Consider the following 14,889-nt stretch of genomic DNA (forward strand, 5'->3'; position numbering starts at 1 on the left):
CAGCTTCATGACTTCTCGCCTGCCGCATCGCGCCGATAACAGCCTGACTACAACGCGCAACCTCATCGCTTTTGCGTACGCAGCGATGCTTCGACGGAGATCCAGCATGAACACGCAGCAAATCGACACCTCCATTCCTTCGGCTTCGCGCCGCCGCATGTTGTCCGCCAGCGCGGGCATGGCCGGCGCCATGGCCGCCATGTCGAGCCTGTCGGCCAGTGCCGCGACCACGGCCGGCGGCGCTTCGCACGCTCATGCCACAGGCCATCATCACGGCGGCGGCTATGTGAATGCCAAGGACGGCACGCCGATCTATTTCAAGGACTGGGGCACGGGCACGCCGGTGGTGTTCTCGCACGGCTGGCCGCTGAGCGCCGACGCGTGGGACGCGCAGATGCTCTTCCTCGTGAATCAGGGCTATCGCGTGATCGCGCACGATCGCCGCGGCCATGGCCGCTCGGGCCAGCCGTCCGAGGGCAACGACATGGACACCTACGCCGACGATCTGGCCGCCGTGCTCGACGCGCTCGACGTGAAGGGCGCGATGCTCGTGGGTCACTCCACGGGCGGCGGCGAAGTGGCGCATTACATCGGCCGTCACGGCGAGAAGCGCGTGGCGAAGGCCGTGCTGATCGGCGCGGTGCCGCCGCAGATGGTCAAGTCGGCGAGCAACCCGAACGGCCTGCCGATGCAGGTATTCGACAACATCCGCGCCGGTGTGGCCGCGAACCGCTCGCAGTTCTATCTGGATCTGGCACAGCCGTTCTACGGCTTCAACCGCCCGAATGCGAAGGTCTCGCAAGGCCTCGTGCAGGACTTCTGGCGCCAGGGCATGGCCGGTTCGATCAAAGGCCAGTACGAGTGCATCAAGCAGTTCTCTGAAGTCGATTACACCGACGACCTCAAGAAAATCAGCGTGCCCACGCTGATCCTGCACGGCGACGACGATCAGATCGTGCCGATCGACGATTCGGCGAAGCTCTCCGCGAAGATCGTCAAGAACGCGACGCTTAAGGTCTACGCAGGCGCGCCCCACGGCATGTGCAGCACGCACGTCGAACAGGTCAACGCCGATCTGCTCGCTTTCCTGAAGGCTTAAATCAGGTAATTTGGCATCCTGATCGATTTTCTTATTTGAATTGAATCGATTCAGAAAAATTTCAGGTATCGACAAGGACACGATGGCGCGAGCCGCCTAAGCTCGCCGCCATCGATTCACCTCTACACGGAGCTACACATGGCATACGAACTGTTGACCCCCGACACCTGCGCACTCGCGCTGATCGACCACCAGCCGCAGATGTTCTTCGGCACGCATTCGCACGAGCGCACCACGGTGCTGCATAACGTGCAGATCCTCGCGAAGGCCGCGAAGCTCTTCAAGGTGCCCACGGTACTGACGACGATCGCTTCCGAATCGTTCAGCGGCCATCTGCTGCCGGAGGTGCAGGCTGTGTTTCCGCAACAGAAGCCGATCGATCGTACCTCGATGAACTCGTGGGAAGACGCCGGTTTCCGTGAGGCGATCAAGGCCACGGGCCGCAAGAAGATCGTGATCGCGGGTCTGTGGACCGAAGTGTGCGTGACTTTTCCGACCATCCAGATGCTCGCGGAAGGCTTCGAAATCTATGTGCCGACCGACGCGTGCGGCGACATCACCGAAGAAGCGCACGAGCGCGCTGTGCAGCGCATCGTCCAGGCGGGCGCCGTGCCGATGAACTCGCTGCAGTTCATGTGCGAGCTGCAACGCGACTGGGCGCGCGGCGAGACCTACGAAGGCTGCATGGACATCTTCAAGGCGCATAGCGCGTATGGCATCGGCGTGCGTTACGCGAAGCAGATCCTCGGCGAACACGCAAGCGAAGCCGCCTGAGTCTGAACGCGCGCGAGGCGGCATTAAAACAAGCCGCCTCGCGCGCAAGCAACACAACCATCCATCGCAACGAGAACACAGGAGAGCGTCGATGAGCGCACCCGATCAACCTGCCCGCGTCGCCGACCTGGTGATCTACAACGGCAAGATTGCCACCCAGGACGAACGCCGCTCGTTCGTCACCGCGCTGGCCGTGTCGAACGGCAAGGTCGTGGCGACCGGCAACGAGCGCGACGTCATGCAATGGGCCCGCGACGACGCGCGCCGTATCGACCTGAATGGCCGCACCGTGATTCCGGGTCTCAACGACTCGCACCTGCACGTGATTCGCGGCGGTCTGAACTTCAATATGGAATTGCGCTGGGACGGCGTGCCGTCGCTGGCCGACGCGCTCGACATGCTGCGCCAGCAGGTGGCGCGCACGCCCGCGCCGCAATGGGTGCGCGTGGTGGGCGGCTGGAACGAATTCCAGTTCGCTGAAAAACGCGGTCCCACGCTCGAAGAACTCAACGCCATCGCGCCGGATACGCCGGTGTTCATCCTGCATCTCTACGACAGCGCGCTGCTCAATGCGGCGGCGCTGCGCGCGGTGGGCTACGACCGCGACACGCCCAATCCGCCGGGCGGCGAAATTCAGCGCGACCGGCGCGGCAATCCCACCGGCATGCTGATCGCGCGTCCGAACGCGGGCCTGCTGTACGCCACGCCCGCCAAAGGTCCGAAACTTCCCTTCGACGACCAGATGAATTCCTCGCGCCAGTTCATGCGCGAACTCAATCGGCTCGGCGTGACGAGCGCCATCGACGCGGGCGGCGGTTATCAGGCTTATCCCGACGACTACGCGGTCATCATGGAACTGGCGAAGCGCGACCAGCTCAGCATCCGCATTGCGTACAACCTGTTCACGCAGAACGCGAAGCGCGAAGTCGAGGATTTCGCCAAATGGGTCAAGGCCACGCGCCCCGGCGACGGTGACGACTTCCTCAAGGTCAACGGCGCGGGCGAAATGCTGGTGTTTTCGGCCGCCGATTTCGAGGACTTCCTGGAGCCGCGCCCCGATCTGCCCGAAGGCATGGAGCAGGAACTCGAAGACGTCGTGCGCCTGCTGGTGCAAAACCGCTGGCCGTGGCGTCTGCACGCGACCTACGACGAATCGATCGACCGCTTCCTGAACGTATTCGAGCGCGTCAACGCCGATACCCCGTTCGACGGCCTGCGCTGGTTCTTCGACCATTGCGAGACGATTTCGGAGCGCAATATCGAGCGTATCGCGGCACTGGGTGGCGGGATCGCCGTGCAGCATCGCATGGCGTATCAGGGCGAATACTTCATCGCGCAATACGGCGCCGAAGCCGCTGCGCACACGCCGCCGGTGCGCAAGATGCTGGAAGCGGGCCTGCCCGTGGGCGCGGGCACCGACGCTACGCGTGTGGCGAGCTACAACCCGTTCGTCTCGCTCTACTGGCTGGTGTCCGGCCGCACCGTGGGCGGCACGCCGATGTACGCGCAACGCGACCGCCTGGAGCGCATGGAAGCGCTGCGCCGCTACACCGTGGGCAGCGCCTGGTTCTCGAACGACGAGACGAAGAAAGGCGCGCTGGTGCCCGGCCAGTACGCCGATTTCGCCGTGCTCAGCGACGACTTTTTCACCGTCGACGAAGCCTCGATCAAGCATCTGACTTCCGTGCTGACCGTGGTGAACGGCCGCGTGGTGTACGCCGATGCCGAATTTGATTCGATCGCGCCGCCCGCGCTGCCGGTGAGCCCGACGTGGTCGCCGGTTGCGGAATTCGGTGGCTATGCGCGTTATCGGCCGGTGGTGGCGAATTCCGTCAACGCGATGAACGATGCCGCGCTCGCACAGGCGTGCAGCAATGCCTGCGTGAACCTGTGCGGCGTGCACCAGCATGCGCACGGCCGCGCATGGCGCAGCAACGCGCCGGTGTCGGACCAGAACGGCTTCTGGGGCGCGCTCGGCTGTAGCTGCTTCGCGTTCTGAACCGGGAGCGCGCCGCCATGAAACGTATCGATACCGCCGACGCCGCGCTGCTGTTCCTGCGCGTGGCCGCGAGCCTGCTCGTGTTGTTCGTGCACGGATTGCCGAAGGCGCTGCACGTGCACGCGCAACTGGGCGCGATCGAAGATCCGCTGCATCTGGGCAGGGCTTTCACGCTCGGTTTCGCGATCTTCGCCGAAGTCGTGTGCCCGGTGCTGATGATCCTCGGCGTGTATACGCGGCTGGCCGCGCTGCCGATTCTGGTCATCACGGTCGTCGCGCTGGGCCTTGTGCACCCGGACTGGACGCTCGAACAGGGGCAGTTCGCGTGGATGCTGCTGATCCTGTTCGGCACCGTGGCGATCGGCGGAGCGGGGCGTTATCGCCTGAGCTGGCCGCTTGCCGCGCAGCAGACGCATCGCGCGTGAAGCCTGCGGGTCTGGGATTTCATCGCGCCGAGCGATAACAACGCAAAGAACAACACATGGGAGAGGGGGCATGCGGGCAGCGTCATGGAGCGCGCGTGGAGTCGTGGGAGAAGTGGCGGGCGTGCGCATTCCGTGCACGCCGGTGGCCATCGCCGCCGCCGAATGTGCGCACGCGGCGCTGCCGCCGGTGTTGCTCGGCCACGCGAGCCGCGTGTTCGTGTTCGCGGCGCTGAATGCGCGGCGCGGTGGTCTCGCCTGCGACGAAGGCACGCTTTACGTCAGTTCGATGTACGCGAACATGGGTTTGAGCGCGGCCTACGCGCATTCGACGGCGCGCTACGAGCTGGATAGCGCCGACGCCGCACGCGGCCTCCTGCAACGGCATGGCGCGAGCGTGCGCGACCAGGACGAAGCGTGGCTCGCCATTGCGATGCATACCACGCCGGGTATTCCGGCGCGTGTTTCGCCGCTCGCGGACGTGCTGGCGGCGGCGGTGCGCACCGACCTGGTCGCCGAACGCTTCGATGTGTATTCGGGCGGTGAGCGCGCGGGCGTGCTGGCGGCGTATCCGCGTGGCAAGGGCTTCGAGGAAGAGCTGATCGGCGCAATCGGGCGCGGCGTGGCCCACCGGCCGCACACGACCTTCGGCACCGTCAGCGCCGATGTGCTGGAGCGCGTCGATCCCGATTATTGCCGCGTGAACTACTGCGGACAGATTCTCGGTTCGCTCTGGCAGGAGATGAACGCGGGTGTGGACGGGCGCATGCGCCGCCGCGCCTGGTAGTCGTGCAGTACCGCGCGCGACGCTCACAGCGCGTCGCGCGCGGCACAGAAAGGAGAGGCAGACATGTCGTATCTGATTTCGCTGGGAGCGGGCCTCGTGGTCGGCTTCCTCTATTACTTCGCGCGGGTGCAGTCGCCCGCGCCGCCGTTGATCGCGCTGGCCGGGCTGCTGGGCATCGTGATCGGCGAACACGCCATTCCGTTCGTGCAGGCGCAACTGAAGCAGCCCGTGGTGCAGACGCAGGCTGCGCCGCCCGACCTCACCGCCATCGCAAAGGCCACCCCGACATGCAGCAACGAGCCTTGAATCCCGCAGCCGTCCTCGCGCCGTTGCGCGGCGAAAACGTGGTGCTCGCGTTCGTCGCGGGCTATGTCGATACGCTGGGTTTCGTCGCGCTGTTCGGTCTGTTCACGGCGCACGTGACCGGCAATTTCATTCTGATCGGCTCGGGTCTCGCGGGCGCGGGCAGCGGGCTGCTGATCAAGTGGCTCGCGTTCCCGGCCTTTATCGCGGGCATCGTGGCGGCGCGCGTGCTGGACAACCATCTGCGCGAGCGCTCGCACGGCATGCGCGTGAGCGGTCTCTACGCGCTGCAGATCGCGTTGCTTGCTGCGTTCATGATCGCGGGCCTGCTGGCCGCGCCGATCACCCATGCCGATGCGCCGCTCACCATCGTGTGCGGGCTGCTGGGCGCGGCGGGCATGGGCGTGCAGAACGCGCACGCGCGGCTCACGGCGCGCAGCGTGGTCGCGAATACGGTCATGACCGGCAACGTCACGCAGGCCGTGATCGACGTGTTCGATCTGCTGGTTCCCGGTCACGCTCGCGTCGATCGCAGCGAAACGCGCGAGCGGCTCGCGCGCACGCTGCCGCCTGTGCTGGCGTTCGCGCTGGGTGCGGGCGGCGGCGCGCTCGGCTGGCTTAGCGCCTCGTTCTGGGCGCTGGCCTTGCCGCTCGCGCTGCTGGCGATGCTGGCTGTCTCGGCGTGGCAAAGCGCGCAGGCCGAGGCGGCCGCCTGAACTCTCTACGTCCTAACTTCATCAGGAGCTTTACGTGAATCTTGCTTGCATTCAACTTCCCGCGCGCGTGCTGGTCACCGCGCTTGCGGCACTCGGTTTCATGCTGCCCACCACGGGAGCCTTCGCCGACGACGCACGGTATCCGAGCGCCGCGCAAACGCCCGTGGTGTCGGTCGGCCCGCAATACGACACCACGCACGTCTATGTCGCGAATGACGATATCGACGCTTTCGTCAACAGCTTCCTCGCCACCTTCGGCGGCAAGGCCTCGCCGCGCGCCGTGTTCACGGTCACGCCGACGCCCAGCAAAACCGCCTCGCAATACGTGCAGACACCGGTGGGCATGCTCTCGGTGTTCGCGTTCCAGACGCCGGTGCCTTACCCGTTCGGCAACGAGCGCACCGGCTATCTGGTTACCGATATCGAGAAGGCCGTGCGCGCCGCACGCGCTTCGGGCGCGGACGTATTGGTCGAATCGTTCGACGATCCGATCGGCAAGGACGCCATCATCCAGTGGCCGGGCGGGTTGACGATGCAGCTTTACTGGCACACCAAGGCGCCGTCCTATGCGCCGCTCGAATATGTGCCGGACAACCGCGTTTATGTGTCGAAGTACGAGGCGCAAAATTTCATCAAGCGTTTCCTGCGCTTCTCGCACGGCAAGATCGTCGCCGATAATCATCGCGCCGATGGCGCCGAGATCGGCAAGCCGGGCGAAACGATTCGCCGCGTGCGTATCCAGTCGGGCTTCGGCAACATGCTGGTGTTCGTGACGGACGGCAAGCTGCCTTATCCGTATGGCCGCGAGACCACGGGCTACGACGTCCCCGATCTCGATACCACGCTTGCCAAGGCGCAGGCCGCCGGGGTGAAACTGCTGGTGCCGGCCGCGCAGAACGCGGAAGGCCGCACGGCCATGGTCGAGTTCCCCGGCGGTTACGTGGCCGAACTGCATCAGCGAGCGAAGTAAGCGGCATGCACACGAGCAAGAGAGGCAGGAGTGTGCGTATGCAGGCTTTCACGTGGCGGCGTGCTGCGCTTGCGGGCGCGGTGTTCGCCGGTTTGAACGTGGGCACGGCGCACGCGCAGACGGCAACCGCACCGGCATCGGCAGCCTGCAATGCGCAGCGTCCGATCCCATCGTTCAATCGCTGGCAGGAAGACTGGAGCGCGCTGGCCAATCCGTGCGTGCCGCGCAAACCGCTCGATACGCTCAAATACATTCCGCTGTCGAGCGATCCGTCCTGGTATCTCTCTCTCGGCGCGAATCTGCGCGAGCGCTTCGAACTGAACAATACGCCGCTGTTTGGCCTGGGCGCGACCAAAGCCGATAGCTGGCTGATCCAGCGCGCACAGGTCCATGCCGATGCGCGCTTCGGCGAGCATGTACAGGCGTTCTTCCAGCTTGAAGATGCGCGCCCGTACGGCAAGGATTCGGTCACGCCGGTCGATAAAAATCCGATCGATATCGAGCAGGCTTTTGTGGCTTTCGTCTATGGCGTGGGCGGCGGCACGTTCAAGGCGCGGGTCGGGCGCCAGGAAATGGCGTTCGACTTGCAGCGTTTCATTTCCGTGCGCGACGGCCCGAACGTGCGTCAAGCCTTCGATGCGCTGTGGGCCGACTACGAGATCGGCAAGTGGCGCTTTATCGGCTATCTGACGCAGCCGGTGCAATACCGCGACGTGGATACCTTCGACGATGTCTCGAACGGTCATCTCATGTTCAGCGGCGTGCGCGTGGAGCGGGCGAGCGTCGGGCCGGGCGATCTATCCGCGTACTGGTCGCGTTACGAGCGCGATAACGCGCGTTTTATCGATGCGAGCGGCAACGAGCGGCGTGATGTGTTCGATGCGCGCTATGCGGGCAAATCGGCGCCGTTCGACTGGGACGTGGAAACGATGTTCCAGACCGGCCGCGTGGGCGCCGATACCGTGAGCGCCTGGGCCTTCGGCGCGCTGGGCGGCTATACGCTGGCGGCGCTGCCGGGCACGCCGCGCGTGGGCCTGCAGGTGGATGGCGCGTCGGGCGACCGGCATCCGGGCGATGGGCGGGTGGGCACCTTCAATCCGCTGTTTCCGAACGGCTATTACTTCACGCTCGCGGGCTATGCGGGCTACAGCAACCTGATTCACGTCAAGCCCTCGCTGACCTTCAAGGTCACGCCGAAGGTGACCTTGCTGACCGCGCTCGGCTTTCAGTGGCGCGAGACCACCGCCGACGCCATCTACGGGCAGGGCATGGCGACCGTGCCGGGCACGGCGGGCAAGGGCAGTAGCTGGACCGGTATGTATGCGCAGGTGCGCGCGGACTGGATCGTCAACGACAACGTGGCGCTGGCGCTCGAAGCCGTGCATTTCGAGGTGGGCGATTCGATCCGCGCATTGGGCGCACGCAACGCGGATTACGTCGGCGTGGAAGCGAAATTCGGCTGGTGAGCGATAGGAATACAGGGGAACGAGATGGTCAAGCAGATGCATAGCCTCGAAGTCGCGCGGCTGACTGCCGCCGCGCGCGCCAACATCGACGATGCGCGCCTGTGGCGCTGGTACGCCGATCTCATGGAAGACGAACGCGTGAGTTGCACGCGCACGCGGCACGGCTGGCAGATCACGGTGGATGGGCGCTGCACGGTCGAGGACGAATCGTTCGATTCGGCCGTGCGCCGCGCCGTAGAGGCGTGGCGCGATATCGCGCAGACTCAGGTGAAGCTGCTGCGCCGCCGCAAGAGTGCGGCAAAGCTCAATCTGAATAGTGCGGGCGCGTTGCCGCAATTCTGGTGAAAAACGAAAGCGGTTGGTGTCGATTATGCGGCGCCAACCGCTTTTTTGCGCCTGGGCTTCGATACGCGGGACGGTTTCTGAAGCGCAACGAGCGCTTCTTTCAGCAGCTCCAGCCAGTTTTCCTCATAGCGAACGCCCGCCTGCAACACCAGATGATGCAGCGCGGTTTCGCGATCTTCCGGCTCCGCAGGAAAGTCGCGCTCCTCGATTTCCCGATACAGCGCGAGCTTCGCTTCATGCAGGCCGATCCGCCGCTGGATTTCCCGATCCAGCCCCGTGGGCCCGACCGCCGCTTCGGCCCGCAGGCGCACCATGAATTCGTCGCGCAGCGCGGCGGGTTCATCCTCCTGAGCGATCCAGTCCTTTAATTGCGCGCGCCCGGCCGGCAGCACGCGATACGCACGCTTGCGCCCGCGCGTGTTTTCTTCCGGCAGCGATTCGATCAGTCCGGCTTCCTCCATGCGCGCCAGTTCGCGATAAATCTGCTGATGGGTCGCATGCCAGAAATAACCGATCGAGCGGTCGAAACGCGCGGCCAGTTCCGATCCGGAACAGGACCGTTCGACCAGGGCAGTGAGCAGAGCGTGCGGGAGTGACATCGGCGATATAGAGGAAGTTTTCCAAATTTTCGCATCCGCTTGACTCTCTATGCAACTGGTTGCATTATCGGCTGCACCTTCGTGCAACCAGTTGCATAAACATGACAAAACACTATCCCCACTTGCTGCGCCCACTCGATCTGGGCTTCACGACCTTGAAGAACCGCGTGCTGATGGGTTCCATGCACGTCGGTCTGGAGGAGGCACCCAACGGCTTCGAGCGCATGGCTGCGTTCTATGCGGAACGCGCGCGCGGCGATGTGGGCTTGATCGTCACGGGCGGCATCGCGCCGAACGAACGCGGGCGCCCGATGCACGGCGGCGCCATGCTGAGCACCGAGGAAGAAGCCGAACACCACCGCACGATCACGCACGCCGTGCATGCCGAAGGCGGCAAGATCGCCATGCAGATCCTGCACTTCGGCCGTTATTCGTATCAGCCGATGCTGGTTGCGCCCAGCGCGTTGCAGGCGCCGATCAATCCGTTCATGCCGCACGCACTAAGTGGCGACGAAGTCGAGGAAACCATCGGCGACTTCGTGCGCTGTGCGGCGCTGGCGCAACACGCGGGTTACGACGGCGTCGAAATCATGGGCTCCGAGGGTTACCTCATCAACGAGTTCATTGCGATGCGCACCAACCAGCGCACGGATCAGTGGGGCGGCAGTTACGAAAACCGCATCCGCTTCGCGGTGGAAATCGTGCGCCGCGTGCGCGAGCGTGTGGGCCGCGAATTCATCATCATTTACAGGCTTTCGATGCTCGATCTGGTGGAAGGCGGCTCGACGCTGGAGGAAGTGACCCAGCTTGCCCAGGCGATCGAACAGGCGGGCGCGACCATCATCAATACCGGCATTGGCTGGCACGAAGCGCGCATTCCTACCATCGCCACCAAGGTGCCGCGCGGCGCGTGGGCGTGGGTCACGCAGCAGTTGATGGGCAAGGTCTCGGTGCCGCTGGTCGCCACCAATCGCATCAATACCCCCGAACTCGCTGAGCAGTTGCTGACGGATGGCGTGTGCGACATGGTGTCGATGGCGCGCCCGTTTCTCGCCGACGCGGATTTCGTGCGCAAGGCCAGCGAAGGCCGCGCTGATGAGATCAACACCTGTATCGGCTGCAATCAGGCGTGTCTGGACCATACTTTCGCGGGCAAGGTCACGTCCTGCCTCGTGAATCCGCGTGCCTGCCACGAGACGGAAATCGTGATCGAACCGGCGACGCGGCAAAAGCGCGTGGCGGTCGTGGGTGCGGGCCCGGCGGGGCTCGCCTGTGCGGTGACGGCGGCGCGCCGTGGGCATCGCGTGACGCTTTTCGAGGCCAGCGAGGAGATTGGCGGCCAGTTCAATATCGCCAAAGAGGTGCCGGGCAAGGAGGAGTTCTACGAAACGCTGCGCTACTTCCGCCGCCAGATCGAACTGACCGGCGTGGAGTTGCGTCTGGGCACGCGCGCGAGTGCGCAGGCGTTGATGCAGGAAGGGTTTGACGAAGTGGTCGTGGCGACTGGCGTGCTGCCGCGCGAACTGCGTATCGAAGGCGCCGGTCACACCAAGGTGCTGGGCTATCTGGACGTGCTGCGCGACGGCAAGCCGGTGGGGCGGGATGTGGCGATTGTCGGTGCGGGCGGCATCGGCTTCGATGTGGCCGAATATCTCGTGCATGAAGGCGAATCCGCGAGTCTCGATGCGCAGAAGTTCTTCGCCGAATGGGGCGTGGATACCGGTTACGCCGAGCGCGGCGGCTTGCGCGAGGCAGCGGTGGGGCCAGCGGCCCGGCGCGTGCATCTGTTGCAACGCCGTCGCTCGAAGGTGGGCGAAACGCTCGGCAAGACTACTGGATGGATTCACCGCACGGCGCTCAAGGCGCGCGGCGTGGGTATGACGTCGTCGGTGGAGTATCAGCGGATCGACGATGAAGGGCTGCACGTGACTATAGACGGTCAGTCGCACACGCTCGCGGTCGATAACGTGGTGATCTGCGCGGGCCAGGAACCGCTGCGCGAACTCGCCGATCAGTTGCAGGCGGCAGGACGTACGGTTTATGTGATCGGCGGCGCGGCGGAAGCGGCCGAACTCGACGCAAAGCGTGCGATTCACGAAGGCACGACGCTGGCCACTTTGCTCTGAGCGCGTGGTTTAATTCCTATTGATACGGACTGCCTATGAATAACGATGCATTGAATCTGACGCCCGCCGTTGCGCGCTCGCTCGCGATCTGGCATGACATGGTGGCCAGCAAGGACCTCGGCAAACTCGAGTCGATTGTTCATCCCGAAGCCGTGTTCCGCTCGCCGATGGCGTTCAAGCCCTACGGCTCCGCGCCCGCCTTGCTGATGGCGCTGCGCACCGTGATCACGATCTTCGAAAACTTCACCTATCACCGCCAGTTCAGCAGCGCCGATGGCCTGGACCTCGTGCTCGAGTTCAGCGCGACGGTGCAGGACAAGGCGCTCAAGGGCATCGACATGATTCGTTTCGACGAAGCCGGTCTTATCGTCGAATTCGAAGTGATGATCCGGCCGTTCAACGCATTGCAGGTGCTGGGCGCCGAAATGGGCGCGCGGCTCGCGCAGTTTCTGCCCGCGTATAAAGCCTGATCGCGTCAGGCGTGCGGTTGCTGCAACCACGAACGCGCGTGCGCCGCTGATGTCGTGAAAGACCATTCGAGGTCGAAGGGCGCGTTGGCCACGCCGAATTGCTGCGTCAGCAGACCGGTCGCGCGCACGCTGTAGGTGGTGTGCGGGCGCAGCGGCGAAAACGGCGTGCACACGGCGGTATTGCGGCCGGCGTCGGCGGCGGTCAGCGGCGCGATCTGGCAGCGCACTTTCTTGCCATGCGGGTCGCGCAAATCGAAGGTGGCCAGTTCGATATGCGCGTTGGTGCCTCCGCTCAGGGTGATCGGATAGCCGAGGATCGCGCCCCGGTAACGCGTATCGGGGCCCATGGGGTCGGGCTGCTCGATGTCCTGCCACGCGAGCGGCGCATCTTTTTGCCCGTTGTAGGGATAGGCCACGAGTTCGGTAGCGCCGATGGCCGGCTGCGGATCGGCGAAATCGACCACGACGATCTGGCTATTGCCAGATGCCACGGCTTCGCCCGCGCGGCCCCAGTCGTAGAGCATCGCGCCGCGATGGTAGGGCGAGTCGAAAATCTCCTCGATGGGCAGCGCCGGTGCGCGCTGGCCGCCATAGACCGCAAACACCTCGCTGGCGCCGGCCGTTTGCGTGTGCAGACGCACGCGCGCGGTGACATCGGCGGCGGAAAAGCCGGGCAGGCCGGCGCGTTCTTCGTGGCCCGCCGCGCGGTTTACTTCGAGATAGGACGCGTGCGCCTGCGCCGCTTTGGCAATAAGCGGGTCGGATGCCAGTGCGCTCAAACCCAGTTCCGCGCGGCGCGCATTCAAAAAGGCGATGGCGCTCGTCGTCCTTTCGTCGGATAAATCGGCGATTGCGTGAGTACCGGGCGCGGCGTGCAGCGTGATGCGCGGCCCGGTATAGGGCGCAGCGGCTGCCTCGCTGGCGGTGTGGCGCGTCGCGCACCCGGAGAGGTGCAATGCGGTGATCGAAAACAGGGCAGCGGAAAACGTCTTGCGGTACATCGTGTGAATGTATGATGGCGACGCATTCCTGCGTCCAAAACTGCATATCGGCCCCAGATCGGTCGAATTTAGGGCCGTTTTTGCGACTTGCCGGGCGCTGGGTTGACTTGCCTTGTGGGCGCGAACAGACTCGGGTGAGCGTCGATCCGCAACAGAGCGAACCTGGTGAACCGGATTCTCCCCGATCGTGAGCGCAGGACCGTGCGTGTTATCGCCGCGCAGGCCAGCCCGTGCGATGAACTCGTCATCCACGCCCAGCCCATGGCGCTCGACCGTCCGTGCCGGCACAAGCGGCTCGCGCTTGCCGCGACGATCCTCGGTTCGAGCATGGCGTTCATCGACGGCTCGGTCGTCAACGTCGCCTTGCCGTCCATCCAGCGCGAACTGGGCGCGAGTGTGGCGGCGATGCAGTGGGTCGTCAATGCCTATCTGCTTTTTCTCGGCTCGCTGGTGCTGGTGGGCGGGTCGATGGGCGACCGGCTCGGGCGCCGCACGGTATTTGTCGCGGGCATTGCGCTGTTTACGCTGGCGTCGGCGGCTTGCGGGTTTGCGCCCAGCGCCGCCGCGCTGATCGCGGCGCGCGCGGTTCAGGGCGTCGGTGCCGCGCTGCTCGTGCCCAGCAGCCTCGCGATTATCGGCGCGGTCTTCGACGATGCGTCGCGCGGACGCGCCATCGGCACCTGGGCGGGCGTGGGTGCGATCACGTCGGCGGTGGGGCCGGTGGCGGGCGGCTGGCTCGTCGATGCCTTTTCGTGGCGCGCGATCTTCTTTCTGAACCTGCCGCTCGCCGCGCTCACGATTGCGCTGGCGATATCGTCGGTGCCCAACAGCCAAAAGGCCGATGCGCCGCGCCAGCTCGACTGGGCGGGCGCTTTTAGCGCGGCGGCGGGGCTGGCGGCGCTCACGTTCGGTTTGACCCAGGCGTCGGCGGGCGGCTTTGCGCATCCCTGGGTGCTGGGAGCGATGGGCGCGGGCGTGCTCGTGCTGGCGGTATTCGTGCTGATCGAAGCGCGCAGCGCGAACCCGATGATGCCGCTCGACGTGTTCCGCTCGCGCGATTTCACCGCCGCCAATCTGGTCACGCTGCTGCTGTATTTCGGGCTGGGCGGCGCGTTCTTCTTCCTGCCCTTTACGCTGATTCGCGCGCACGGTTACAGCGCGACTGAAGCGGGCGCGGCGCTGTTGCCGGTGCCGGTCGCGATTGGTTTGCTGTCGCGCTTCACCGGCGGACTGACGAACCGCTTCGGTTCGCGCGCGCTGCTGACGATCGGGCCCGGCATCGCCGGAATCGGCTTTCTGTTATTGGCGCTGCCGCTCGTGCGCGGCGGCTATTGGACCGGCTTCTTTCCCGCGCTCGCCGTGCTCGGCCTGGGTATGACGATCACGGTTGCGCCGCTCACCACAGCCGTGATGGGCGCGGTGTCCGGCGAGCGGACCGGCGTGGCGTCCGGGATCAATAACGCCGTCGCGCGCGTGGCGGGTCTGCTGGCGATTGCGGTGCTGGGCATTGTGTTCGTGTGGTCGCACGATGCGGCGCTGGCGTCCCGGCTGGACGCGTTGCATGTGCCGCAGGATGCGCGCTGCAGCGCGCAGTTGCTGGAAGCCGATGAGCACGGCGCGACGGCGGCCGCAGGCGCGTATGATTTGCCCGCCGCGACGGCGGCGCAAGTGGAGGCCGATGCCATCATCGATGCGCTGCGTGCCGTTGCCGCCGTGTGCGCCGTGTGTGCGTTTGCCGCGGCGGGGATCGCGGCGGTGGCGATCAGCCCGCAGACGCGCGCGAGGGACGCCGGTGCGAGCTGATCACCTCAA

Annotated in this window: 15 protein-coding genes; 13 read left to right on the forward strand and 2 right to left on the reverse strand. The window is 65.1% G+C overall.

Features of this window, described 5'->3' with window-relative positions; genetic code table 11:
* The first annotated feature begins 106 nt into the window (after window positions 1-106).
* The 10 genes from U5A67_RS33190 to U5A67_RS33235 all read left to right on the forward strand — a co-directional run bounded on the left by U5A67_RS33190 (window position 107) and on the right by U5A67_RS33235 (window position 8,881).
* A complete protein-coding gene (locus tag U5A67_RS33190) occupies window positions 107-1,099 on the forward strand; it encodes an alpha/beta fold hydrolase (RefSeq protein WP_205983555.1) in 993 nt (330 codons plus the stop codon).
* A 138-nt stretch (window positions 1,100-1,237) separates the two neighbouring features.
* On the forward strand, window positions 1,238-1,873 hold the full coding sequence (locus U5A67_RS33195) for a hydrolase (protein ID WP_205983556.1): 636 nt from the start codon (window positions 1,238-1,240) through the stop codon (window positions 1,871-1,873).
* Window positions 1,874-1,964: 91 nt separating this feature from the next.
* The gene (locus U5A67_RS33200; protein ID WP_321817654.1) at window positions 1,965-3,872 is read left to right on the forward strand and encodes an amidohydrolase; all 1,908 of its coding nucleotides are present in this window, start codon (window positions 1,965-1,967) and stop codon (window positions 3,870-3,872) included.
* 17 nt (window positions 3,873-3,889) lie between these two features.
* On the forward strand, window positions 3,890-4,297 hold the full coding sequence (locus U5A67_RS33205) for a DoxX family protein (RefSeq protein ID WP_321817655.1): 408 nt from the start codon (window positions 3,890-3,892) through the stop codon (window positions 4,295-4,297).
* A gap of 70 nt (window positions 4,298-4,367) precedes the next feature.
* Window positions 4,368-5,081 (forward strand): phosphohydrolase, encoded by a 714-nt coding sequence (locus U5A67_RS33210; RefSeq protein ID WP_321817656.1) that lies wholly within the window; start codon window positions 4,368-4,370, stop codon window positions 5,079-5,081.
* A gap of 63 nt (window positions 5,082-5,144) precedes the next feature.
* The gene (locus tag U5A67_RS33215; RefSeq protein WP_321817657.1) at window positions 5,145-5,387 is read left to right on the forward strand and encodes a DUF1427 family protein; all 243 of its coding nucleotides are present in this window, start codon (window positions 5,145-5,147) and stop codon (window positions 5,385-5,387) included.
* Complete coding sequence (locus U5A67_RS33220) at window positions 5,369-6,100, forward strand: YoaK family protein (RefSeq protein WP_321817658.1); 732 nt, start codon at window positions 5,369-5,371, stop codon at window positions 6,098-6,100. The genes U5A67_RS33215 and U5A67_RS33220 overlap by 19 nt, the downstream gene beginning before the upstream one ends.
* 100 nt (window positions 6,101-6,200) lie before the next feature.
* Window positions 6,201-7,070, forward strand: a complete 870-nt coding sequence (locus tag U5A67_RS33225) for a glyoxalase (protein WP_321817721.1) — start codon at window positions 6,201-6,203, stop codon at window positions 7,068-7,070.
* A 5-nt stretch (window positions 7,071-7,075) separates the two neighbouring features.
* Entirely contained in the window at window positions 7,076-8,536 is a 1,461-nt protein-coding gene (locus U5A67_RS33230; protein ID WP_415767974.1) for an alginate export family protein, read from the forward strand.
* A 24-nt stretch (window positions 8,537-8,560) separates the two neighbouring features.
* Window positions 8,561-8,881, forward strand: a complete 321-nt coding sequence (locus U5A67_RS33235) for a hypothetical protein (protein ID WP_321817660.1) — start codon at window positions 8,561-8,563, stop codon at window positions 8,879-8,881.
* Window positions 8,882-8,904: 23 nt separating this feature from the next.
* Here U5A67_RS33235 and U5A67_RS33240 read toward each other — a convergent pair whose 3' ends face one another.
* Window positions 8,905-9,480 carry a PadR family transcriptional regulator gene (locus tag U5A67_RS33240; protein ID WP_321817722.1) on the reverse strand — a complete coding sequence of 192 codons (576 nt, stop codon included), beginning with the start codon at window positions 9,478-9,480 and terminating at the stop codon, window positions 8,905-8,907.
* 101 nt (window positions 9,481-9,581) lie between these two features.
* Between U5A67_RS33240 and U5A67_RS33245 the strand changes: the two genes are divergently transcribed.
* A complete protein-coding gene (locus U5A67_RS33245) occupies window positions 9,582-11,606 on the forward strand; it encodes an NADPH-dependent 2,4-dienoyl-CoA reductase (RefSeq protein ID WP_321817661.1) in 2,025 nt (674 codons plus the stop codon).
* Between the two features lie 35 nt (window positions 11,607-11,641).
* Window positions 11,642-12,076, forward strand: a complete 435-nt coding sequence (locus U5A67_RS33250) for a nuclear transport factor 2 family protein (protein WP_321817662.1) — start codon at window positions 11,642-11,644, stop codon at window positions 12,074-12,076.
* Between the two features lie 5 nt (window positions 12,077-12,081).
* Here U5A67_RS33250 and U5A67_RS33255 read toward each other — a convergent pair whose 3' ends face one another.
* A complete protein-coding gene (locus U5A67_RS33255) occupies window positions 12,082-13,077 on the reverse strand; it encodes a CAP domain-containing protein (RefSeq protein ID WP_321817663.1) in 996 nt (331 codons plus the stop codon).
* 165 nt (window positions 13,078-13,242) lie between these two features.
* Here U5A67_RS33255 and U5A67_RS33260 point away from each other — a divergent pair, with 165 nt between their 5' ends.
* Window positions 13,243-14,880 (forward strand): MFS transporter, encoded by a 1,638-nt coding sequence (locus U5A67_RS33260; RefSeq protein ID WP_415767975.1) that lies wholly within the window; start codon window positions 13,243-13,245, stop codon window positions 14,878-14,880.
* The last annotated feature ends 9 nt before the right edge of the window (window positions 14,881-14,889 follow it).

Origin of the sequence: Paraburkholderia sp. J69-1 (genome assembly GCF_905220255.1) — a bacterium.
Lineage (GTDB): Bacteria > Pseudomonadota > Gammaproteobacteria > Burkholderiales > Burkholderiaceae > Paraburkholderia.

Coding starts and splice junctions, on each gene's coding strand:
- U5A67_RS33190 (WP_205983555.1), top strand. CDS start 107: ATGAACACGCAGCAAATCGACACCTCCATTCCTTCGGCTTCGCGCCGC.
- U5A67_RS33195 (WP_205983556.1), top strand. CDS start 1,238: ATGGCATACGAACTGTTGACCCCCGACACCTGCGCACTCGCGCTGATC.
- U5A67_RS33200 (WP_321817654.1), top strand. CDS start 1,965: ATGAGCGCACCCGATCAACCTGCCCGCGTCGCCGACCTGGTGATCTAC.
- U5A67_RS33205 (WP_321817655.1), top strand. CDS start 3,890: ATGAAACGTATCGATACCGCCGACGCCGCGCTGCTGTTCCTGCGCGTG.
- U5A67_RS33210 (WP_321817656.1), top strand. CDS start 4,368: ATGCGGGCAGCGTCATGGAGCGCGCGTGGAGTCGTGGGAGAAGTGGCG.
- U5A67_RS33215 (WP_321817657.1), top strand. CDS start 5,145: ATGTCGTATCTGATTTCGCTGGGAGCGGGCCTCGTGGTCGGCTTCCTC.
- U5A67_RS33220 (WP_321817658.1), top strand. CDS start 5,369: ATGCAGCAACGAGCCTTGAATCCCGCAGCCGTCCTCGCGCCGTTGCGC.
- U5A67_RS33225 (WP_321817721.1), top strand. CDS start 6,201: ATGCTGCCCACCACGGGAGCCTTCGCCGACGACGCACGGTATCCGAGC.
- U5A67_RS33230 (WP_415767974.1), top strand. CDS start 7,076: ATGCACACGAGCAAGAGAGGCAGGAGTGTGCGTATGCAGGCTTTCACG.
- U5A67_RS33235 (WP_321817660.1), top strand. CDS start 8,561: ATGGTCAAGCAGATGCATAGCCTCGAAGTCGCGCGGCTGACTGCCGCC.
- U5A67_RS33240 (WP_321817722.1), bottom strand. CDS start 9,480: ATGTCACTCCCGCACGCTCTGCTCACTGCCCTGGTCGAACGGTCCTGT.
- U5A67_RS33245 (WP_321817661.1), top strand. CDS start 9,582: ATGACAAAACACTATCCCCACTTGCTGCGCCCACTCGATCTGGGCTTC.
- U5A67_RS33250 (WP_321817662.1), top strand. CDS start 11,642: ATGAATAACGATGCATTGAATCTGACGCCCGCCGTTGCGCGCTCGCTC.
- U5A67_RS33255 (WP_321817663.1), bottom strand. CDS start 13,077: ATGTACCGCAAGACGTTTTCCGCTGCCCTGTTTTCGATCACCGCATTG.